General features: G+C 37.2%; 22 protein-coding genes. 9 read left to right on the top strand and 13 right to left on the bottom strand.

Translation table 11 applies throughout. The features are described 5' to 3' along the window. Window positions 1-126 precede the first annotated feature (126 nt). Window positions 127-753, bottom strand: a complete 627-nt coding sequence (locus ACYQ73_RS27440) for a nitroreductase family protein (RefSeq protein WP_460015353.1) — start codon at window positions 751-753, stop codon at window positions 127-129. A gap of 28 nt (window positions 754-781) precedes the next feature. Next, complete coding sequence (locus ACYQ73_RS27435) at window positions 782-1186, bottom strand: Ohr family peroxiredoxin (protein ID WP_460015352.1); 405 nt, start codon at window positions 1184-1186, stop codon at window positions 782-784. 149 nt (window positions 1187-1335) lie between these two features. Here ACYQ73_RS27435 and ACYQ73_RS27430 point away from each other — a divergent pair, with 149 nt between their 5' ends. The 3 genes from ACYQ73_RS27430 to ACYQ73_RS27420 all read left to right on the top strand — a co-directional run bounded on the left by ACYQ73_RS27430 (window position 1336) and on the right by ACYQ73_RS27420 (window position 3858). Next, a complete protein-coding gene (locus ACYQ73_RS27430) occupies window positions 1336-1782 on the top strand; it encodes a MarR family winged helix-turn-helix transcriptional regulator (protein WP_460015351.1) in 447 nt (148 codons plus the stop codon). Window positions 1783-2302: 520 nt separating this feature from the next. Further along, the gene (locus ACYQ73_RS27425) at window positions 2303-3160 is read left to right on the top strand and encodes a M23 family metallopeptidase (protein ID WP_460015350.1); all 858 of its coding nucleotides are present in this window, start codon (window positions 2303-2305) and stop codon (window positions 3158-3160) included. A 152-nt stretch (window positions 3161-3312) separates the two neighbouring features. Further along, window positions 3313-3858, top strand: coding sequence for an NADPH-dependent FMN reductase (locus ACYQ73_RS27420; protein ID WP_460015349.1), 546 nt, complete (start codon window positions 3313-3315; stop codon window positions 3856-3858). Between the two features lie 219 nt (window positions 3859-4077). Here the strand turns inward: ACYQ73_RS27420 and ACYQ73_RS27415 are convergent, their stop codons facing one another. Beyond that, on the bottom strand, window positions 4078-4722 hold the full coding sequence (locus tag ACYQ73_RS27415) for a methyltransferase family protein (protein WP_460015348.1): 645 nt from the start codon (window positions 4720-4722) through the stop codon (window positions 4078-4080). A 22-nt stretch (window positions 4723-4744) separates the two neighbouring features. Further along, window positions 4745-5542 carry a MerR family transcriptional regulator gene (locus ACYQ73_RS27410; RefSeq protein ID WP_460015347.1) on the bottom strand — a complete coding sequence of 266 codons (798 nt, stop codon included), beginning with the start codon at window positions 5540-5542 and terminating at the stop codon, window positions 4745-4747. A gap of 255 nt (window positions 5543-5797) precedes the next feature. Between ACYQ73_RS27410 and ACYQ73_RS27405 the strand changes: the two genes are divergently transcribed. Beyond that, window positions 5798-6217: a DUF4440 domain-containing protein gene (locus ACYQ73_RS27405; protein ID WP_460015346.1), complete on the top strand. Its 420-nt coding sequence runs from the start codon at window positions 5798-5800 to the stop codon at window positions 6215-6217. Window positions 6218-6317: 100 nt separating this feature from the next. Here the strand turns inward: ACYQ73_RS27405 and ACYQ73_RS27400 are convergent, their stop codons facing one another. Beyond that, window positions 6318-8024, bottom strand: coding sequence for a methyl-accepting chemotaxis protein (locus tag ACYQ73_RS27400; protein WP_460015345.1), 1707 nt, complete (start codon window positions 8022-8024; stop codon window positions 6318-6320). 580 nt (window positions 8025-8604) lie between these two features. After that, on the bottom strand, window positions 8605-9474 hold the full coding sequence (locus ACYQ73_RS27395) for a DMT family transporter (protein WP_460015344.1): 870 nt from the start codon (window positions 9472-9474) through the stop codon (window positions 8605-8607). A gap of 568 nt (window positions 9475-10042) precedes the next feature. Here ACYQ73_RS27395 and ACYQ73_RS27390 point away from each other — a divergent pair. Further along, a complete protein-coding gene (locus tag ACYQ73_RS27390; RefSeq protein ID WP_132360114.1) occupies window positions 10043-10591 on the top strand; it encodes an RNA polymerase sigma factor in 549 nt (182 codons plus the stop codon). 31 nt (window positions 10592-10622) lie between these two features. Here the strand turns inward: ACYQ73_RS27390 and ACYQ73_RS27385 are convergent, their stop codons facing one another. After that, the gene (locus ACYQ73_RS27385) at window positions 10623-11489 is read right to left on the bottom strand and encodes a hypothetical protein (protein ID WP_460015343.1); all 867 of its coding nucleotides are present in this window, start codon (window positions 11487-11489) and stop codon (window positions 10623-10625) included. 67 nt (window positions 11490-11556) lie between these two features. Beyond that, on the bottom strand, window positions 11557-13500 hold the full coding sequence (locus tag ACYQ73_RS27380) for a helix-turn-helix domain-containing protein (RefSeq protein ID WP_460015342.1): 1944 nt from the start codon (window positions 13498-13500) through the stop codon (window positions 11557-11559). 132 nt (window positions 13501-13632) lie between these two features. Between ACYQ73_RS27380 and ACYQ73_RS27375 the strand changes: the two genes are divergently transcribed. Both ACYQ73_RS27375 and ACYQ73_RS27370 read left to right on the top strand, forming a co-directional pair. Continuing rightward, complete coding sequence (locus ACYQ73_RS27375; protein ID WP_460015341.1) at window positions 13633-14859, top strand: MFS transporter; 1227 nt, start codon at window positions 13633-13635, stop codon at window positions 14857-14859. Window positions 14860-14861: 2 nt separating this feature from the next. Then, entirely contained in the window at window positions 14862-16274 is a 1413-nt protein-coding gene (locus ACYQ73_RS27370) for an amidohydrolase (protein WP_460015340.1), read from the top strand. A gap of 151 nt (window positions 16275-16425) precedes the next feature. On the opposite strand, the gene ACYQ73_RS27365 is transcribed toward ACYQ73_RS27370, so the two are convergent. The 5 genes from ACYQ73_RS27365 to ACYQ73_RS27345 all read right to left on the bottom strand — a co-directional run bounded on the left by ACYQ73_RS27365 (window position 16426) and on the right by ACYQ73_RS27345 (window position 20943). Continuing rightward, window positions 16426-16869: a MarR family winged helix-turn-helix transcriptional regulator gene (locus ACYQ73_RS27365; RefSeq protein ID WP_460015339.1), complete on the bottom strand. Its 444-nt coding sequence runs from the start codon at window positions 16867-16869 to the stop codon at window positions 16426-16428. 23 nt (window positions 16870-16892) lie between these two features. Then, complete coding sequence (gene spx / locus ACYQ73_RS27360; RefSeq protein ID WP_053484570.1) at window positions 16893-17297, bottom strand: transcriptional regulator Spx; 405 nt, start codon at window positions 17295-17297, stop codon at window positions 16893-16895. A gap of 613 nt (window positions 17298-17910) precedes the next feature. Further along, window positions 17911-19476 carry an ABC-F family ATP-binding cassette domain-containing protein gene (locus ACYQ73_RS27355; protein WP_460015338.1) on the bottom strand — a complete coding sequence of 522 codons (1566 nt, stop codon included), beginning with the start codon at window positions 19474-19476 and terminating at the stop codon, window positions 17911-17913. A gap of 54 nt (window positions 19477-19530) precedes the next feature. After that, window positions 19531-19716, bottom strand: a complete 186-nt coding sequence (locus ACYQ73_RS27350) for an SE1832 family protein (protein WP_460015337.1) — start codon at window positions 19714-19716, stop codon at window positions 19531-19533. A 180-nt stretch (window positions 19717-19896) separates the two neighbouring features. Beyond that, complete coding sequence (locus ACYQ73_RS27345; protein ID WP_460015336.1) at window positions 19897-20943, bottom strand: PseG/SpsG family protein; 1047 nt, start codon at window positions 20941-20943, stop codon at window positions 19897-19899. Between the two features lie 262 nt (window positions 20944-21205). On the opposite strand from ACYQ73_RS27345, the gene ACYQ73_RS27340 reads away from it, so the two are divergent. Beyond that, complete coding sequence (locus tag ACYQ73_RS27340) at window positions 21206-22051, top strand: NAD(P)H-binding protein (RefSeq protein ID WP_460015335.1); 846 nt, start codon at window positions 21206-21208, stop codon at window positions 22049-22051. Window positions 22052-22246: 195 nt separating this feature from the next. Further along, on the top strand, window positions 22247-22786 hold the full coding sequence (locus ACYQ73_RS27335) for a hypothetical protein (protein WP_460015334.1): 540 nt from the start codon (window positions 22247-22249) through the stop codon (window positions 22784-22786). The last annotated feature ends 149 nt before the right edge of the window (window positions 22787-22935 follow it).

Genomic DNA, 22935 nt, shown 5'->3' with positions numbered 1-22935 from the left:
TCATAGACCATTTCATGCTGGATGCTTGTCACATACTTTCATCACTGTTCTTTTCTATTTATAAAAAAGCAATGTCCTCCAAATGCATTCAAGGACATTGCCAAAATCGATCGTACAACCGATAAATTATTTATTGAAGCGTACAAGACGCTCAATTGGAAGACGTGAAGAACCATAAGCTGGTCCAGCTGCCTCGCCAATCGCTAGTAATAAAATAGGCACTTCGTTCGGTGGTAATTCCATATATTCAGCAAATTTTGATTTATCGAAGCCTCCCATTGCGACTGTATCATAGCCCATTTCCTTCGCTAATAGCATAATTTGCATTGAAATTAAGCCTGCGTCAAAGTGAACGATATTTAGTAGCGCTTCTTTTGGAATCGCACCATACATTGCTAGAGAATCCTGGGCAAGCTTACTTGCAATTTCTTCAGGCATATAGCCTAGTTCAACATTTTTTGCATAAATTTCCTCTGCATTTAGATACATTTCTGTATCTCCAATGACAGCGATAATGGCAGATGCTGTTTCGATTTGTTCTTGATTAAATGAAAAAATATTAATGTTCTTTTGGATTTCTTTATCATCGATGACGATAAAGCGCCATGGCTGCATATTACTTGAAGATGGGGATGAAGTAGCATCTGCTAACAGTTGCATAATCGTTTCACGAGAAATCGTTGTGTTAGCATTGTATTTACGAACTGATTTACGCTCGTGCATAATTTGTTTTACTGGTGTAGTAGTTGTCATTTTATTTCCCTCTTTTACTAAATATAAATTAAACTGCTTTAATTGTTACATTGATATTGCCCATTGTCGCTTTTGAATATGGACAAACGGTATGAGTTACTTCTAATAATTGCTGTGTTTCTTCAATTGATAGGCCTTCAATATGTCCTTCAATGTCAACAGCAAGCACGTAGTCAAATACAGCTTGCTCCATTAGTTTAACCGTCGCTTTAATTGTTGATGCCCCTTGAATTTTCTTTTGACGTTTAATTAAATCTAAAGCGCTATTAAAGCAAGCGCTATAACCTGCTGCAAATAGTTGTTCTGGGTTTGTAACATCCGCTAATTTCGAGCCAGGTGGTGCAATATTTAATGATAACGATTGATCCTCTGCATACGATTTACCATTACGGCCACCGTTATTAATCATTGTTGTTGTATATAATTCTTTCATAAGATTAACCTCCTCTTCTGTGGCACTATCAAATTAAGTTGTGTGCAATTTAATTGTGCGTAATTGATTGTATACAATTTAATTGTGTTTGACAAGTAGAAACTTTATTTTTAATATTAGTATCAAAAGTACTTAAAGAGGGGATTCCTATGCCGAATCATTTAGATAATCAACTATGCTTTCTTTTGTATGCGACTTCAAAGGAAATCATTCGACAATATACGATGTTATTAAAGCCATACGATTTAACTTATACAGGTTATATTGCCATACTAGCGATAGAGGACGATGAGCAAATTACGGTGAAGGAATTGGGGCAACGTTTATTTTTAGACTCTGGTACATTAACACCAGTATTAAAAAAGTTAGAGGTAACAGGCTACGTCCGTCGTGAGCGTTCCAAAGAAGACGAGCGACAGATGCAAATCTATTTAACAAAAGCAGGAATTGAAGTACGCCAAAAGCTACCTGAAGTGTCACGTCAAGTAATGAAGCAAACCAACATTTCAGAGCAGCAGTATGTGCAGCTGAAAAACGCCCTTCAAGATATTTTACTAAACGACTTGCCAATCAAGGATGAAAAGCTAGGAAAATAAAATGATTTATGAGTCTCTCCCTGAACTATTGGATCAATCACATAGGATTCAGTCACAAAATGTTAACGCCAGCTATCAAGTTGGCGGTTTTTTATTTTATATAATCAAAAATCAAATACAGTCTATCTATACACATGCCGCCTTGTTTTTAATTGCCTCAATCTAACCCACATAACCCGAAAATTATGCTATATCTGCAATTTAATGATAACTGTTAAAAAGAAATCGAAGTATTGATATACAAGGTTTTATAGTTTGTTTTGTGCGCTACTTGTATCCTCACTAGTCTATAAAGTTTGACTTGGGGTGGAGACTAGGCGACTCCTTGGGGACTAGCGTCTCAGATGAGATCCTGCAGCGAAGCGGCTCATCGAACGCTCACAGGAAAGGGCCAAGTCGGAACGGAAATCAACCACACGTTATGATAATGAGCGGAAAAAGGAGTTCTTGAAACTTTTCGCAATTAAAGCACGTAAATATAATGAAATGTTTTATTTATACATTAATGGAGGTTGCTGTTGTGGAAAAGTTCAGTAGACCAGAAGAAGTCATAGATATTTGGTTAAGCGAAGGTTATGAAAAAGTTTATAATGCGACATCAAAAGATTTTCAGCAGATAGTCACTTTAGAACAATTCATTGAGCTAAGCACATCTTTTAATAGTAGCGTGAAAAATTATCAATTAGAAACTAAGACGATATTACAAGGTTTAACGCATTACGTATGGTTAGATGATAAACGAGAGAAAGTAGTTGTAGCTTCTTTTGATGGACTCAATCAAATACAGCGTTTTTATTTAAAGTCTTTTATTACTTATCCAAAAACGGACCAACAATATACAAAAAATAAATACATAATGCCAATTAGAGATGAGTGGTTTGTTTTTTGGGGTGGTACAAATGAATTTGTAAATTATCATTATGTATATGAAAATCAGCGATATGCTTACGATTTAGTAAAAGTTCAAGATGGACAATCTTATCAAAAAGGCCCAATTCAAAATGAAAATTTTTATGCTTTTGATGAAGATATTATAGCACCAGCAGATGGTAAAGTCGTAAAAGTTGTAGATGGAATAAAAGATAATGTACCTGGTGAAATGGATGAACGTAATGCAGCAGGAAACTATGTCGTGATTGAACATGCTAATAATGAATTTAGTATGATCGCACATTTTAAAATGAACTCGATTTTAGTAAAATCAGGCGACATCGTTACAGAAGGGCAACTTATTGGAAAATGCGGAAACTCTGGTAATTCATCAGAAGCTCATATTCACTTTCAGGTAATGGATTCCCCTGAGATTGTACATGGAAAGTCCATTCGTATTCTATTTAAAGATGGTAAAGAGCCAATCCAAGGGGATACGATATCTTGAACATGTGAAGCGAAAGCAAGGTGTCAGGTATGGAAGCTCTCACCTCTAGAGATGGTGAGATGAACGCGGGATTAAGTTACTCTTCGATAAGATAGTTCGAAATTTTTGATTTTTATGTATTTGCGCATGTATTCTATTCAAGAGGTGATAGAATGGTCACACATAAAAAGATAATAGCTATTTCAGGTAGCATTCGAGAAGGCTCTTCCAATACGAATATATTAAAGGCTTTAGCAACTTTTATTCCTGAAAGTATTGATTATTCAATTTATAACGGAATACAAGACCTTCCGCATTTCAACCCGGATATAGACGGAACGGAACCGCCAGCTGTTGTCGAGAGTTTTAGAAAAACGTTAGCTGAATCAGATGCGCTTATTATTTGTACGCCAGAATACGCAAAAAGTGTTCCAGGAGTTTTGAAAAATGCTTTAGAGTGGCTTGTCCCATCTGCCGAACTTTATAAAAAACCAGTAGCTGTTATAACAGCTTCTCCAGCAATTACTGGGGGAGACAAAGCGCATGAATCTTTACTACTTACGCTGGGAATGCTTGATACTAACATTGTTGAAGATGGATCATTGCTAGTCCCATCTGTCGGAACTAAATTTAACAATAATGCTACAGTGAAAGACGAGAGCACTAAGCAATCACTTATCGACCTTATTAATAGTTTAGTGTACGAGATTAATAAATAATAAACTTTATAATTCACAATAAATTGGTGTAGCTACTGCGGTTTCTAAAAAGAGCTATCGACCATATTTTATGCCTTACTCCTAGCAGGGGTAGGCTTTTTCTTTTATGGATAAGAAATTGACGCCGAAACAACAAGCATTTGCTGATGCTGAAAGAAGTAAAAAAGATCACCATAAATAGGTGATCTTGAATACTCCGTTTTCAAATTTCGTTACTATTTACCAAATAAAAGGAATTAGCTTTTTAGTTTTCTGTTTATATAGTGTAAATTGTTCTCCATACTTGTTTTGTAAGTAATCATCAGATTTTGGAATATAGCCAAAAACAAATACTAAGAATAAACCTAGAGGGATAAGCAAACTATACATATTGTTAGAGATTAGCGCTAACCCTAGTACCCAAAGGCAATCTCCCAGATAATTAATATGAATCGCATATTTAAATAAACCGCCTGTATATAGTTTACCTTGGTTTATAGGATTGTCTTTAAATGGCTTTCTAAGTAACTCTGAAATTGTGTTTAACATACTGCCGCCTAAAAACAATATCCAGCCTACAATAAGTACCATTAAGTTTGGTTCCTGATTACTTGTAATCATTAAAATGGGGAAACCTAAATAATAAATCCCGAAAGCTAGACTATTCATGATGGCTTCTTGCCATGCAATACCTCTAGGCAACCATATAAACATCATGGCTGTTAATCGTAAAGCTGTAATAATTAAAGCAATAAAAAGCCCTAGTGAAATGCCTGATTTGTCATATGTAATGAAAAGTAAATAATAGGCAATGATTAAATAGATAATCTCAGCAACTAAAATCAAGAATTTTTCTTTTACCGTTGGCTGGTTTATACCATACATTGTAAGACGCTCCTTCATTTTTTTATTTTATTGGGAAATATACCTCTATGATATTACTCTCCTCTGGTGTGCTATAGGGATCGGTTTGATAAACTTCAAACGGAGCACCGTTCAGTTTATAGTTATTTTCATCAATCCAAACATGCAGCTTTGTATGAATAGAAGGTAATTCATCGTAAGAGCCAATAAGCGTAGCCATTGCGCAAAGACCAGGATTAAACACTTTTGTTTTATTGGTGGCCATTGCAAGAGGAATGGCAATTTCTACATCATAATTTTCAGGTTCATATTCTGAATCATGGAAAATAGCAAGTGGCTTTGCAATAGGTGATAAATTTTCAAACAAAATTTTACTAAACAACTCATTAAAATGTAGTAGAAAATCAGCGGTATTTATTTGTTTTCGTTGAGATACTATAGGATAGGTTAAGTGATCCACAAGTTTAATCTCAATCTGATCTAAATAACCCATGATATTTTCCTCTTCTTCTAATAGTTGAATATCATGCTTTATTTTTTTTGACAACGAAGAATAAAATGTAATCTGCTGTGTCAGATTTTCTTGTTTGGCTTTCATTTTAGAGTTAAGAAGTTCGGTATTCTCCCAATTAGCTAAAATAACCTTGATTTCTTCTAATGAAAATAAATAGCTTTTTAAGCGTGCGATCACTAAAGCTGTTTCTAATTGAGAAATATTATAATAGCGATAGTTGTTTTTAGCGTCTATGAAAGCAGGTTTTAAAAGTCCAATTTCATCATAGTAGCGTAGAGTCTTCAATGTAAGATGTGAGATCTTTGAAAACTCACCAATTGTAAGCATAACAATCACCTCCTGTTTTAAATATAATGCTTCCTGTAAGGGGAGGGTCAATCAATGTAACTAAATTTTTTTATTGTCATATAAGATAATGGTAAAAAATGGATTGCAAGCTGTGTCAGGAATAATTTTTTAGTTGAGTATACACTCCATAGGCGTTAATTTATAAAAGAGTATAATTTTTCTATCTAAATATTTGTAATTTTTAGTTTTATGTTAATATATTTACTGAACTATATTTTATGAGGGGGTTTTTTAATGTCTTCTACGACAACTTTAATCGAAGATTTTCAAAGTTTTTTTATTCGTTTTCAAAATGTATGGAATGGTTGCAATGCAGATGAAATGAATGCTTTGATTTCACCGGATATAGTAGTACGGTGGGTAGGACCTGGTACTGATATTTCAGATTGGGGATACGAAGAGACTTGTAAAGGTTGGCTAGAGGCATATAAACATTATGAAGGTCATGATCCAAAATGGCACTTTGAAAAATTGCATATTACACCTGCGTCTGACAATGAAGTGATTGCAACGTTTTGGGTAACCTTTGAAATGGATGGGAGATTTATAGATGTAGTGAAATTATTCGTTCAGAGATTTAGGAAAGAACAAAATGATGAGTGGAAACTAATAAGGGAATATTGTGAGCATCTAAGTTCCATAGCTTTAACATAAAACTAAAAGGGTTAAGTCCGGTTCAATACCGAACTTAATCCTTTTAAGCAAGGGGATCACTTACAAATGAAGTGACCCCTAGTTAGGGTTTTGAACATCATTATACTCGGAATTGAGCTGCTAAGTTTCTTAACTCTTCAGCCAAGTTTGCAAGTGCATAAGCAGATGATGAAATTTCCTCCATTGATGCCGTTTGTTCTTCGGTCGTAGCAGAAATACTTTCTGTGCCTGCTGCGTTAGATTTAGTTATGGAGTGGATCGAATTCACACTACCAACAATTTCTTCGGTGCCTGCTGCCATTTGTTCGACTGCTGCAGATACTTCTTCTACCTGCATCGTAACACTTTGAATGGCATCTTGAATTGAAGCGAAAGTAGTACGTGTATGTTCTGTTGTTTTAATTCCTTCATTAACCCCCGCTGTTACTAACTTCATTGATTCAACAGCTGTTTGAGTATCTTTCTGTGTCTCTGAAATCAACACTTCAATTTGGTTTGAAGAAACAGCAGACTGTTCTGCTAATTTTCTAACCTCATCTGCAACGACGGCAAAGCCCTTCCCATGCTCGCCAGCACGTGCGGCTTCAATTGCAGCGTTCAGGGCAAGGAGATTTGTTTGTTCAGCAATGGCTGTAATCGAATCAATAATTTGACCGATTTCATTAGATCGTTTTCCTAACAAGTCGACAACTTCGGATAAGCCTTTTACTTGTTCTGTGATGTCTATCATTTGTTGATTCATTTGATTCGCGGCATTCATACCATTTATTACCAGGGATAAAGAATCCCCTGAAAGTTCGCTTACAGCTTGAGCATTTCCAGCCACTTGTTGAACACCTGTCGAAAGCTCATTAACGGTATTGACTGTGTTGGAAACACTATTTAGTTGCTCTACAGATCCATTAGCGATAGTTTCCATCGTATTGGCAACCATCTCTGTTGCCTTTGTAGTTTCTGCTGCATTAACATTTAATTCTTCAGATGCTGCGGCTACATGATTAGCAGTTTCAGTGACTTTAGTTACCGTATTACGAATATTATTAATCATCGAATTAAATGATTGAGTTAATTGACCAATTTCATCTTTGGATGAATAGGTGCCTTGGACAGTAAAATCACCGTCGCCTGCCTTTAACATATTTGCCTGTAACTCTTTAACTGGATTCACAATTAAACGTGCAATCCATGTTGCCAATGTAATAAAGAAAATAATGGCCACAACAGAGAGAATGGAAGAAATAAGCATAGTAGTGAATAGACTTTTTTTATTTTCTTCATTCAGTTGATTGGCATCTTCAGAACTTTGAGTCATAAGATTGCGTGCATCACTTGCCATATTCTCAGCAAATTCATCTAAAATTGTGGTGTAAATAGAATAGGCTTCTGCGTTTCGGTTCTTACTAGCCAAATCAATAACATCTGCCATGGTTTTAAAATAACCATCAACATTGGATTTAAGAGATTTTAACATTTTTTGTTCATCTTCATTTCCATTGTAAATGGCTTCAAATTTCACGATTGAGTCTTTAATACTTTCAGCTCTCTCTGAGATCATTGTCTTTAGTTCAGCATTATCATTTGCATCCGTAGTAATCATGAGTTCTAAAACGAAAGAATCCATCGCACGAATATCAGTTCTAGCTTGACCGATATATTGAATTGGCAAAAGTGATCCGTCGTACATTTCGCTAGATTTTTTTGCCATATCATTAATGTAATAAAAACCACCACCAGAAATAATTAGCAAAAATATAACAGCGGACGTAATGAGTGTTAAAATTTTCTTTCTAATAGAAAAGTTTTTCAAAAATATTTCCTCCATCGGCTCAATTTTTTGTGAAAAAAAGGTATATGCTAATAATTTTGAATATATTGAGTAATATATTTTGTAACAATATACCACATACAAGATATTAATAAGAGAAGAGTGAATTATAGAATTTTTATGAAAAATGAAGAGTTACAGCTTATTGCAATCGAGTTTACTGACGGAAAAAATCTTAATTTTGCTTTCGGTAAAGCACGCGATAAATAGATGCCGTTCTTTTTCCACTTTCAACAGTAAATAATATTTCCTCATATTAAAACACTTACTTCGGTTGTTGTTTTTATTTTTAATAAGTAGTCACTTAAAGAATTGCATATTACATCTGCATCCGACAATGAAGTGATTGCAACGTTTTGGGTAACCTTTGAAATGGATGGGAAATTTATAGATGTAGTGAATTTATTTGTGCAGAGATTTAGGAAAGAACAAAATGATGAATGGAAATTAATGAGGGAATATTGCGAGCATCTAAATTCAGAATCTTTTATTTCTAACTAACCTAGGTTCTCGCTAAATTATAAAAAGCTGAATGAGAGAGATCATTCAGCTTTTAGTATGTTTATTCTCGAATAACCAATAGTACGCCGCTAAAGATTAATGCAGTTCCAACCCAAAAGGATAGGCCGATTTGTTCGCCTAGTAATAGCCATCCTAGGAAGGTGCCGACGATTGGTTGAAAGAAGAAAAATAAACCACCACTTGCGGCATTGAGCATCTGTAATCCACGATTCCACAGTAAGAAGCCGCACGCTGTGGAGATAACGCCTAAGTAGAGTAGGCCGCCCCAGATGGATGGTTCTAACATAGCATGAAAGTCTAATTTTATTAATCGTGGAACGGCTAAAGGTGTTAAAACAATGATAGCGACAAGTGTTCCGTAGCTAGTGACAACGATTGGTGAATACTTCTCCGGTACCCGTTTAATAAGGACGGACATCAGTGACCAGGTTAGGGCAGCGATTAGTAGAGCAACCCCACCTAACTGATGGGAGGAATCGATATGTGCACTACCTACGATCATATAGACTCCGAATGTCGCTAGAATAATAGAAACAGCTTTTTTGAAAGTGATTTTTTCTTTTAAAATAAATCTCGCAAAAACAACCATAAATGCCGGTGTCGTTGCTGTAATGATGGCTCCCATTTGAGCAGTAGACAGCAGAGTACCCATCTCTTGTGCAACGATAGAAATCGTATTGCCGATTAGCCCAATCATAAAGATTAACAGCCAGCCCCGCCTATCAATTCGCCACGATTGTTTTGTACTAATGCCAATGATGAACAAGGCAATTATTGCAATCATATAGCGCAGCCATACTAATTCTAAAGGTGGTACGGTATCGACAACTACCTTTACTACTACATACATGCCGCCCCAAATGCTAGCAGCAAGTGATAAATATAAGGAACCTAATAAGGTTTTTTTCATTTTTTCCCCTCCGTTATCTCTAGACAATGCCTGTCCTTAACGGAGAAATGATGATTCACCGTTAAGGGAGAATCACTTCAGGTACATCGTGTTCAAATAATGGTGAGAAGATCATAATATAGCCAGCTCCTTTTTATAGTATTTCATTTATCATATAACATTTTTTTGAATTTGATTAGAAAAAAATGGTCTGAGCCCGGTGAATTACAGATTTTCCGAACGAGAAAGCCCATGAAGCAAAGAATCGCACACAAGTTGTCGCTTCTGCCTTTCGATTGGGGCTGTTAAATTAAGTGCTTGAAATGTATGAAAAATCCGAATTCTTTTACATTAGGAAATTTAAGGGGATACTATTGAATATACAATAAAAAAGAAGGGGGAGGGGCGTGTTATAAAGCTTTTCTCCGAATAATAAATATAGTAATAAAACAATATTTACGAATATTACAAGTGAAAGCATTTAAGCTTACACGATTGTAATGTAATTGAAAGCCAATACGATAGAGTGTAATACATTATTTTGCGAGAATGTGTATAGAAGCAAGAACAAGAAGCGGAGGAATACACAATGAATGAAAAATTAGAAGGCGTATATGAGGAATACAATCGTTACATATATCACTTATGTTTAAAACTTACTCGCAATAATGTAGAAGCTGAAGATTTAATGCAAGAAGTATGGGTAAAAGTTGTGCGCTATGAAGATAGCGTTGCTGAGGTGGAGCATATTAAAGCTTGGCTAACAACAATTACAATGAATACATTTAGAGATCGCTATCGTAAAAAGACACGACGTAGTAAATACATGATGAACCAACCTGAAACATTAGACGTACCGATATTAGATTTGGTTCCCAATAATGACATTTCAACAGAAGAAAAAATTGAAAAAGATATTGTTACTAAATTAGTACAGGACAAAATGGGTCAATTAGATACAATCTATCGTAAAACATTATGGTATTTCTACATAGACCAATTTTCACTTGCGGAAATCTCTTCAATTATGAAAGTTTCAATTGGTACTGTGAAATCTCGTTTATTCCGTGCAAAAGCTCGTTTAAAAGAAATGTTAATGGCCGATGCATCCATAGTAGAGTCAGTGCTACCAGCATGATGAAATGCATTGGTCGCACTAGCATAATTACTTAGACGGAAGTATTCGCTCGGCCAATCCCCAAAAAGATGCATTGCAAAATGATTTTGCGATGCATCTTTTTTTTGTATGGATTTTTATAGCCAGGAGAATGAACATCATTGATGGTAAAAGTCGGTAGAACTTGGACATCGCTGATAGAACCTGGAACATCGCTGATAAAAGGTACAGAATCGCTGATAAAACCTGGAACATCGCTGATAAAAGGTACAGAATCGCTGATAAAACCTGGAACATCGCTGATAAAAGGTACAGAAACGCTGATAAAACCTGGAACATCGCTGATAAAAGGTACAGAAACGCTGATAGAACCTGGAACATCGCTGATAAAAGGTACAGAAACGCTGATAAAACCTGGAACATCGCTGATAAAAGGTACAGAATCGCTGATAGAACCTGGAACATCGCTGATAAAAGGTACAGAAACGCCGATAAAACCCCAGACATCGCTGATAAGAGCCAGAAACGCTGATAAAACCCCGGACATCGCTGATAGGAGCCAGAAACGCTGATAGAACCTGGAACATCGCTGATAAAAGGTACAGAAACGCTGATAAAACCTGGAACATCGCTGATAAAAGAGCCAGAAACGCTGATAGAACCTGGAACATCGCTGATAAAAGGTACAGAAACGCTGATAAAACCCCGGACATCGCTGATAAGAGCCAGAAACGCTGATAAAACCTGGAACATCGCTGATAAAAGGTACAGAATCGCTGATAGAACCTGGAACACCGCTGATAAAAGGTACAGAAACGCTGATAAAACCCCGGACATCGCTGATAGGAGCCAGAAACGCTGATAAAACCTGGAACATCGCTGATAAAAGAGCCAGAATCGCTGATAAAACCCTGAACATCGCTGATAGAAGAGCCAGAATCGCTGATAAAACCCTGAACATTGCTGATAAACGACGATTTTACTTTTCACTCACTTAAATGCAGGGCTAAGTGAATTTCTAAATAATGTGCTGGATTGTGTAAATCTCGATTTAATAGTTGTTCGATTTTTTCGAGTCGATGATATAGCGTATTTTGGTGAATGTGTAAGGTGGAAGCCGTTTTCGAAATGGAACGATTTTGATGAATGTAACAACGAAGTGTTTCAAGTAAAGTTTCATCCTTTAGCTTGTATAACGGAGCTAATATATCATGGACAAATTGTCCGAGCTCTTCTTCGGTTTGTTTGCTGAACAATCGATTAATACCAAGCTCCTCATAACAAACAATTGTTACTTCATCTTCATTTTTTGTGTGGCGCAAAGCCTGCCGGAGAGCTTGTTTACTTTCTTCTGCACTCTGAGCGACTTTTAGTAAGTGATCCTGTACAGCTCCTATGCCAATTGCAACCTGTTGATGATAAAACTGAACCCAACTAATGATTGCCTGTGTTAATTGTTGTTTTATTTTTTGGCGAAACGCTATATCTCCTTGTAGTACCCAAACGACTGTTTCACGCTGTGTAAATATAAAATGCTGGCCTGTAAAATACTGCTGTACATGTTGAATAAATTGCATACTATTTTTATGAGAAAATTGTTTCAGCCTAAATTTTACGACGAATGTTGGTCTCTTAATATCAAGTCCTAATTCATCATAACGAGAATCGACGAGAGGGGCGCGTCCAGAGATAAGTTGTTGGAAAAGCTCAAAACGCTCTTTAACATTTGTTTGTCCAGCTGCTTGTATTTGCAGTGATTTTAAAGTTAGGCTCATCGCCGCATTTTCGATAATCATACGTTGTTGACTCGTTAATTGCTCTAACCCCTGAATAATTAAATAACCGAAATTTTCTTTTTCATTTCCAATTGGAAAAACATAGCCTATATCAATTAATTGCTCGTTGGTAATTGTTGCGAGCTTGTCCATCTCTGCCAGCTGTAAAAACGTTTTACGATCTGCTAAATTTACATATTGAACATCTAATTGTAATAATTCCTTGGTTGTTTGAATGATTTTCATTTCTTTTACATTTTGCAAGGATAGTCTAATAAAGATTTGATGAATCTCATGTTGTTTTACAAAATAAGTATTTAACCGCTCTATTTCTTCATATGCTTCAGCATTTCTTATAGCAACTGCCGCCTGCGATGCGAAGCTTTCTAGGAGTCTTAAATCACTTTGTTGGAAAGCGCGTTTATTTGTATATTGATGAACAATCATTACACCAAGTTTTCTGTCATTAAAGGTAATAGGAACAGCCATCGATGTATTATTCTCGATTCTTCCTAAATGTACGGCTTCCATTAATGCGTCTAGATTAAATTTTGAGACATTCCTCATGATCTCTAATGTTTCTGGATAATTGTAAATGCCTGATACACCTGTTTGAAATGTATAACCTGCCATTCCCTCGCCTAATTGGGGAGCATAATCAAAAATACGCTCTGTCACGCCCGCACTAGCTACTGTATATAAATGCTCCATGTCAGGGTTGAATAACATTAAAAATCCACGATCAATTACTGGTATGGCTAAAATGGCAAAATCTATGATAGTTTGCAATAGTGTTTTTATTTTCAATGTGGAATTCATCGCTCCCATGAGCTGTATAATTGCTAATTTTTGCTCGCGCTGCCGTATAAGAGCTTTCTGATAAAAGGTCTTTTCTAGCTGCCATACTAAAAATTGCTCATCATAACTTGTAAAATCTCCAAAGATGATCCCTTGTACAATATACTCATTTGGCTCCGGTATGTATAACGTTGCACTGAAGCGTTGCTGTTGTTTATCCCAATGTGTTCCTTTAAGATCGGGGTTTATATCACAAGGTCGACCAGAAAATAAAGACCATTCCTTTGTTGCGCTATAAATATAAAAGCTACAATTGTCATCGCTCAATACAATTTCTTTATTTGCCCCTGAAAACATCGTGATTTCGACTCCTCTCCCTAAATTTCAGAATTTATTCTAATGAACTTTTATAAACATTGTAAGATATTCTAATGATTTCGTCCTTCGTTTTTCTTAATATTTAGATAATTTAATTGAAGGGGTGGAGATATGAATGCTGAACTAAAAAAACGCAGTAATTTAATTTTAGGTGTTTTATTCTTCGGATGGATGGTTTCCTACATTGACCGGACCGCTATTAGCCTAGCTTTAATTAGTATTGGCAAAGATTTGTCCCTATCAGCCACTGAACTGGGATTTGTTTTAAGTGCTTTCTTCTTTGGATATGCAGCGATGCAAATTCCTGGTGGATGGCTAACGGATAAGTACGGAACGATTAAATTATTAATTGGTGCAGTTATTTTTTGGTCAGTTTTCACTGCATTTACAGGGCTAGCCTGGTCACTTACTTCATTGCTCTTAATTCGATTTTTATTTGGTATTGGGGAAGGTGGATATCCTGCCGCAAGTACGAAAGCAATCTCTATATATTTTCAGAAAGAACAACGTACAAAGGCTCAAGCGACAATGATGTCATCCAATATGATAGGTGGTGCTATCGCTCCTATTATTTGTGCTCCTCTATTATTAGTAATGGATTGGCGCAATGTATTTTTCTTAATTTCCGGTTTAGGACTTATTTTCGTGATTGCTCTTTTGTGGAGTACGAAAAATGCACAAACATTTCTATCAGAGGAGCGAAAGGAAACCGAAGAGAAGGGCTCTTTTAGCAAAGTATTAAAAAATACTTATTTAATGCGTGTACTTCTAGTTTTCTTTTTTATTAATATTGCAAACTGGGGATTAAACTCATGGATGCCAACATATTTAATGCAAGTGCATGGTTTAGATTTAAAAAATGTCGGATTCATCGCTGCCATACCAGCCATTTTTGGAATGATTGGAATGATTATAAGTGGGCGTATTATCACAAAGCTAGGAGGGCGCTCGAAATATGGCGTGATTTTCGGAGCAGTTGTGCTAGCTATTTGTTTATATCTCATGTCTACAGCCGCTTCTGCAGCACTAGCTATTACGTATCAATCAATCGCCTTTATATTCGTATCTTTTATGGCCACATTTATATTTACAACGCCACATCGTGTTGTCAATCAACAAAATGTTGGAACAGCTTTTGGCCTCGTAAATTTTGGTGGACAAGCAGCTGGGATTATTTCTCCAACAATTATGGGTTATTTAATTAATGCATCGGGTGGTTCTTTTAAAACATCGTTTATATTTTTAGCCATTATGTGTGTCATCGCTGCTGTAATCGCTGTTACTTTACCAGTTAATCATCAGCAACAAACAAATATAAAATCTGTGGAGGGATACTAACTATGAAACAGCAATTATTTGATTGGATGCAATTACATGAAGAAACTTTCAGTTATATGGCAAAGCAAATTTGGGACAAGCCTCAGCTAGGCTATAAAGAAACATTTGCGTCTTCACTGCAACAAGATTTTTTTAAAAAAGAAGGGTTTGAAATTGTTACGCCGATTGACGATGTACAAACTGCTTTTTATGCACAGTGGGGATCAGGTAGTCCAATTATTGGATTTTTAGGAGAGTTTGATGCGCTTCCGGGGTTATCACAGCAAGTCAGTGCACTATATTCGCCAGTGGAGGAGGGAGCACCGGGGCATGGCTGTGGTCACAATTTATTAGGAACGGCTGGAGTAGAGGCAGTAGTTGCCTTAAAAGAAGTGATGGTGCTTCACAATATACAAGGAACAATTCGCTATTATGGTTGTCCAGCAGAGGAATTGTTATCTGGAAAATCGTATATGGCGCGTGCCGGTGTTTTTGATGATTTAGATGTTGTTTATACGTGGCATCCATGGACGTTTAACGTGACAGCGAACTTCTCTATGCAAGCACTCATTGCCATTGAATTTCATTTTTCAGGTCGGACTGCACATGCTGCTAGTGCGCCACATCTAGGGAGAAGTGCGCTTGATGCTGTTGAATTAACGAATGTCGGAGCCAATTATTTACGTGAGCATGTGCCAGACGGCTCTCGTATTCATTATCAAATTACTAATGGTGGCTTAGCTCCAAATATTGTTCCAGATAAAGCAAGTGTCTATTATTACCTACGTGGAGCAAATCGTGATGCTGTCAAAGATTTAGAAGGCAGGCTCATTAAGGTGGCAAAAGGGGCAGCGATGATGACTGAAACAGAAGTGCATTGGGAGCTGAAGGCAGGGTGTTACGATACATTACCGAATCTCACATTAAATGAGCAAATGCGGGCGCAATGGAACGAGCTACCGCCATTAACCTTTACAGAGGATGAACTCATTTTTGCGAAAGCGCTACAGGCTTCATTAGACCCTTCTGTTCTTGCAGGTACCGCCCAACAATCTTTTGTACCAAATGAAATAAGTAATGAAGTATTGGTGGAGCAAGTATTTCATATGCCACAAACTTTTCGCCAATCCATGCAAGGATCAAGCGATTTAGGGGACGTTTCGTGGATAGCGCCCCTTGGTCAAGTATTTACAACTTGTGCTCCATATGGGGTCCAAGTGCATACTTGGCAAGCAACTGCTGCTTTTGGATCTTCGCTTGGCATGAAAGGGATGCATTATGCGGCAAAAGCAATGGCAGGAGCTGCACTTGATTCCTTACTAGATCCAGATGTTATTAAAAAAGCGAAGGCAGAATTTGTGAATTTAAGCGCTGGAAAACATTATAAATGTGGTATTCCAGAAGAAGTGAAAGCGCCAAACACAGTTATAGGATAATGGATGTAAGAAAAAGCGATAAACTAACTAACGAAGACAGGGATGTTATGTACACAGGGGTGGGGGAGTTACCGTAAACTCGCCCAAAAAGAAAAATACCGTAAAAAGTTAGATTACATGTCTAACTTTTTACGGTGTGAAAATGAAGCGTTTACTCATGTTTATTAGGTTCAGCGTTGAGTAATTTTGCAAAAATATCACGTAATGTTTGTACTTCCTCAGCTGACAGCATACCAAACATATTTTGTATAATTGCGCTAACTTGCTGACGGGAATCTTCTAAAATATCTTCACCATCAGTTGTAATTTTCAATTGGGATGCTCGGCGATCTGTTGCATGCTGTGTTTTTTCAATAAAGCCAGCATTAATGAGCTTAGTTGTTAAAACAGTGACACCACCTGTCGTCACTTTTAACCGATCAGCAATGGCAGAAGGGCGCTTTGGTCCCTCCTGCGATAAGTAGTCTAAAATTAAAATATGGGATTTTGAAAAGCCGAGTACATTATGATTATTCCACTCGTTTGCCCACTTACGCTCAATGGAAGATACTACTTCAAACAACGAGGTAATGGCTCTTTCTTTTTCTTGATCCATATAAGGTCAACTCCAAAACTGTTTTAACTTTCTTGTGCTAATCTTGTCATCGCGTTTAACTCATAAGCACGTACTCTGCGTGGAATAAAACGGCGAATGTCCATCTCATTGTACCCAACTTGAATACGTTTTTCATCAATTAAGATTGGGCTTCGTAACATTCTTGGGTGAGCTTGGATGATGGCAAACAACTCTTGAATAGAGAGCTGATCAATATCAACATTTAAATTTTTAAAATCATTTGAGTTAGTTGCAATGATTTCGTCTGTTCCATCTTCTGTCATGCTTAAAATTTCTTTAAATTCAGCAAGTGTTAGTGGATGTGACGTAATACGTTTTTCTTTATATTCGATTTTGTGATCTTTTAACCATTTTAATGCTTTTCTGGATGAAGAACAGCTCGCTTGTGAATAAATTGTAACTGTCATTCTTCATTCCCCGCTTTCTTTTTTAGAATTATATTTAATATATATCTTATTAGTAAGTTAATTAGGTTATACATATATCTTACTAGTAAGCTATATATAAATCAATAGTTATTTGAAAAAATTTAAACAGAAATAAATATTTTTTTCTACACTAAAATATACGCACAGAAGAGCGAAAAGTTTCACAAATTCAGCTTACAATGATGTAAGTTTGCTCAATATGAATAATAGAAGCTCATAGGCTAGATAGAGCTGTTCTAATATAGAGAGAAATAGTCTGATTTAAACGAGATAGATATATTGTTAATCCACTGATTATTAATATGATTTAATGCAGGTTTTTATGCATAGATAAATAAATTTTTATTTTGGGGCTGAGAAGAGAACTGTTTTCAAAAGCTTGGATAGGTAGGTGAACTGTTCGGGTAAGCCAGGAAACTGCTCGGGTTGGCCGGGGAACTAATCGGGTAGGCGAGGAAACTGCTCGGGTAGACGAAGAAACCGCTCGGGTAGGCCCAAAAAACACTCATGTAGCACACTCAAGGCACAAAAAAGAGGGCAGCCCCGAGTGATCCACGAATCACACTGGTAACTGCCCGTATTGATACTATTTTTAGTTTTGTTGTCCTGAAGTAAACCAGTCTTGGACATTCCAAACCTTTGTTGCTAAACCTTCATAGAAATCAGGTTCATGGCTTACTAGTACGATTGTGCCTTTAAATTCTTTCATGGCACGCTTTAGCTCATCTTTTGCATCGACATCCAAGTGGTTTGTCGGTTCGTCAAATAGAAGCCAGTTTGCTTCATCCATCATGAGCTTACATAAACGAACCTTTGCTTGCTCACCACCAGATAAAGAATTAAGAGGGCGAGTAATATGCTCCGTTTTTAGTCCTGCGCGTGCTAATGCTGCACGTACTTGTGCTTGCTCCATAGAAGGGAAGGCATTCCATACATCATCAATAGGCGTAATTTTTTCAGCTTTTACTTCTTGTTCGAAGTAAGATGGGTAAAGATAGTCACCGCGAATTACTTTTCCATCTAGCGGATTGATTTTGCCTAACATTGTTTTTAATAATGTTGATTTACCGACACCGTTCATACCAACTAGAGCAATTTTTTCCCCACGTTCAATCTCAAATGTAAGTGGGGGAAGTAACGGCTTGTCTTTGTCGTAGCCAATGACTAAGTTTTCAGCCTCTACTACATAACGACTTGAAGAACGTGCCTCTTTAAAGCCGAATTCAGGCTTTACAGTTGTTTCAGGACGATCGATGCGCTCTAAACGGTCAAGCTGCTTGGCACGAGATTTTGCACGACCAGTAGTTGAGTAGCGAGCTTTATTTTTTGCGATGAAATCCTCTTGTTTTTTAATGAATTCCTGTTGTTTTTCATAAGCGTCGATATGCTGGCGCTTATTGATTTCAGCAAGCTCTAAAAACTTTTCGTATGTCGCTGTATAACGAGTTAGTTTTGAAAATTCTAGTTGGAAGATAACATCCACCGTTTCATTCATAAACTCTGTATCATGCGAAATTAATAAGAAAGCGTGTGGATAGTTCTTTAAATAGTTTTTCAACCATGTAATATGCTCTTCATCCAGATAGTTGGTCGGCTCATCTAGTAATAATACTTTTGGTTTTTCAAGTAATAGCTTGGCTAGTAAAACCTTTGTACGTTGACCACCTGAAAGGGCAGCAACATCACGTTCTAAGCCAATTGCATCAAGACCAAGACCGCGTGCAACCTCTTCAATTTTCATATCAAGAGAATAGAAATCTCCTGCATCCAGAGCATCTTGCGCCTCAGCCATTTGCTCTAGTAAAACTTCTAATTCTTCAGGTGTTGCTTCAGCCATTTTTCCTGTAATTTCATTAAGCTCTTCTTCTTTCTTATATAAAGGAAGAAAGGCGTCACGTAATGCATCACGCATAGTTCGACCAGCTGTCAATACAGTGTGCTGATCTAAATAGCCGTAATGCGTTCCTGGAAGCCATTCAACTTTACCAGTATCGTGGATTGCTTGGCCCGTAATGATGCCCATTAATGTTGACTTACCAACACCGTTTGCACCTACAAGACCAATATGATCACCTTCAACTAGACGAAAAGAGACATCTTTAAAAAGCGTGCGGTCACCGAAAGAATGACCTAAATTTTCAACTGTTAATATTGCCATATATGTTCCTCCGAGATAGCGGCTAAGCTTTTTTTATAACCGCTAATATCATTTTTATAGTTCTGCTAATTGTTTATTTAATTCCGCTAGCATGGCTTCCATATTTGCAAGGCGTTGCTCTGCTTTTGCTACTTGATCATTATGACCTGTAGATTCAAGCTTTTCGATGTCGCCTTGTAAATTCATATAATCCATTTTTAGCTCTCTAATTTGATATTCAATATCACTTTTTGATGGCATGATGCTTGCTCCTTTATGTGTTTATTTGTATAACGAATGCGTGTAAAAGCGATGGAGGTTTTTTTATCCCCCACCGCTTATTAGTTACTATCAATCGGGTACTTATGTTGCTTGAATTCACTTCTTAAAATGAAAGTGAAATTTCTACTATATTGTATCATATCCACCTGCAAAGAATCACTAAGTAGAAGCGATATTGTGTCGATCGTAAGCGAAATCTAAAAGTAAAGACTGTAGTGCTTCATTGTTACTTGCTAGATTGAGCTGTCGTTGTTTTTTAACAGCTCGCTCGCTTCGAGCTTCATGTAATAAAAATTCCATGACAGCGTTTTGGATTTGTGATTGTTTCATTTTGCGACCAAGTCCAAGGTGAATAAAGCCGTTCTGTTCGCGAGGGAAGGCATGTAATAGCTCAGCCTCAGTTTGTGCAAGAGTAATACAAGGTACACCATAAGAGGCGATTTTATAAGGTGTATAGTTGGCGTTGCAAATAATAACATCTGCTTTTGGTAATAGTTTTAGGAGTGCGTTTTTATCGCGAAGAATGGCAGTATTACGACGACTAAGCACCATCATTTGCAAATCATCTGTTGCGTGGCGATAGCTATCATCAATCATCACTGTAATTTGTAGTGGAATTTGTAGCTGCGTTAAGTGTCGAAGAGTACGGTAGGTTAAGTTATGCTCGTCCCCATCCTCAAAAGCAACAACAATATGAGGAGGATTTTCAGGCATTTTACTGTCTGGTCTATCATCAAAATTCTGAAAAGCTAGTGGTAATGCGAAGTTGAAACTACCACCAATATAATGAGATGGTAAATAATCTTTAACTTCTTGATAGAGTGCTAGCAATACACAGTCACAGGCTTGGCCACCCTCACCAAAATCATCAAAATGAATGATTGTTTTGCAGAACGGTCGTAAATTTTGTACTTGCCAGCTTTCGGAGTTACGACCATCTCTTACAATTAAATCAGGCTGAATACCTTTCATTTGCTTTGGTAGTTCATCGAAATGTTCAAATAAGATTGGCGAGAGATTTTCATTCATTAAAATTTGAATCCCATCGTTTGAAGGGGTCTTTACAAATATGAAAACTTCTTGATTTGTAAGTAGCTTTGCCAGCGTTGCAACCCGTTCAAAAGGATAGAGCCCTTTATCGATACAGCTTTCAATAATGAAAACAATCGTCTTTTTTAGTTCCGTTGTTTGAATTTCGTTTTGCAAATGTATCCCATCCTTTCATCCGTCTATTTAAACTATGGTGGATGATGGGCAAGTATGTGTAAAAAATTAGGATTATTAAATCAATTTCACCGACGCATAATTGATAAAAACTTAAAATTAAATGAGTAAGAGCTCTTTCTTTGACCGATAAATAAAGTAGAGTTTGCAAGAAGATACATAGGATCGTTGCAGTATTTCAGTAAAACTTTTGTTCTGGCAGCGCGACTTCTGGAACAAATGAGCATAGAAGGGGGGACAACTAATGGGAATGCGCGCAGCAATTGTTGTAGGGGCTACTGGATTAACAGGTACCTCTCTTGTAGAACAATTATGTGAAAATGATGAATATGTTTCAGTTACGGTTATTGCACGAAGAGCGCTAGCGTTTACGCATCCAAAGTTAGAAGTAAAAATTCGTAATTTTGATACTTTAGAGGAAAAAGATATCGAATTCGCTCATGAGCTTTATTGTTGTTTAGGAACAACGATTAAAAAGGCAGGGTCGCGTGAGGAATTTGAGAAAGTTGATTTTGAATATCCGCTAACGATTGCCTCATTAGCAAAAAATCGAGGAATCCCACATATGCTAGTTATTACAGCAATGGGGGCAAATGAAAGTTCTCCATTTTACTATAATCGAGTAAAAGGAAAGCTTGAACATGACCTTATGGAGCTAGGCTTACAGAGACTTTCAATTATTCGCCCATCTTTATTGGTTGGGGAGAGAGAGGAATTTCGCTTAGGTGAAAAGGCGGGAGAGAAAGCTTTAAAGCTAGTAAAGCCGTTATTAGTTGGTCCATTAAAGCGTTCAAGAGCTATAGAAGCTTCTAAGGTTGCGAAGGCGATGATCGTTATTGCGCTGTACGGTGATAAACAGCCAGTTACAATTTATCCATCACAGGAATTGGCTAAGCTAGATTTCCCTGAAACACAGGATGATGATGTTTCAAGGGAGCAATTATTTAATTGGAATAAGCACAAATTATCAGGTTCTAACGATGAAGACGACAAAGTAAATCGTGAAGTCGTGATTAATCGGGATAAATATAAAATAGAGGAAACGGTTGTAGATAAAGAAGTAAAATTCCAACGTCGTGAGGATAAATAAAGGTTTATCATCAAAGATTGGGAATTACTTCTTTTAAATGTATTCAATGCAGACAAGTTGATCTTCGTTACGACTGGGCGACTACTCAGGGATCAGCGTCACAGATGAGACCGCCTAACTTTACTGGTTGGGCGTTTTCTTTTATAGACTAACTATTTGAACGTCCATACATTATTAGGACAGTAAAGTGAATACTTGAGCAGAGTAGGTGAATACCCGCGGAAGCAAGGCGAATACCCGCGGAAGCAAGGCGAATACCCGCGGAAGCAAGGTGAATACCCGCGAAAGCAATGTGAATACCCGCGGAAGCAAGGAGAATACCTGCGGAAGCAAGGCGAATACCCGCGGAAGCAAGGAGAATACCCGCGGAAGCAAGGTGAATACCCGCGAAAGCAATGCGAATACCTGCGGAAGCAAGGTGAATACCCGCGGAAGTGTGAATACCCGCGGAAGCAAGGCGAATACCCGCGGAAGCAAGGTGAATACCCGCGGAAGCAAGGCGAATACCCGCGAAAGCAATGCGAATACCTGCGGAAGCAAGGTGAATACCCGCGAAAGCAAGGTGAATACCCGCGGAAGCAAGGTGAATACCCGCGGAAGCAAGGCGAATACCCGCGAAAGCAAGGTGAATACCCGCGAAAGCAAAGCGAATACCCGCGGAAGCAAGGTGAATACCCGCCAGAAGCGTCAGCAACAAAGCGCCCAGTCGGAACGGAAATCAACTCCACGTTATGAGCCAAATATTATTTTAATAACTTTTCACTAGCGTCGCATTAAAATAATTCAACGTAATTTTTAAAAACTGAATTTTCTGTAATATTATCCGTGCATAAAAAAAGCCTTTATAATGGTTGGGCAGTAGTAAACCATCCAAATCCAAAATA

The sequence above is a fragment of the Lysinibacillus sp. CTST325 genome, assembly GCF_054665055.1.
Note: the sequence above shows the minus strand (reverse complement) of the source record. Positions and strands in the feature narration are given on the sequence as shown.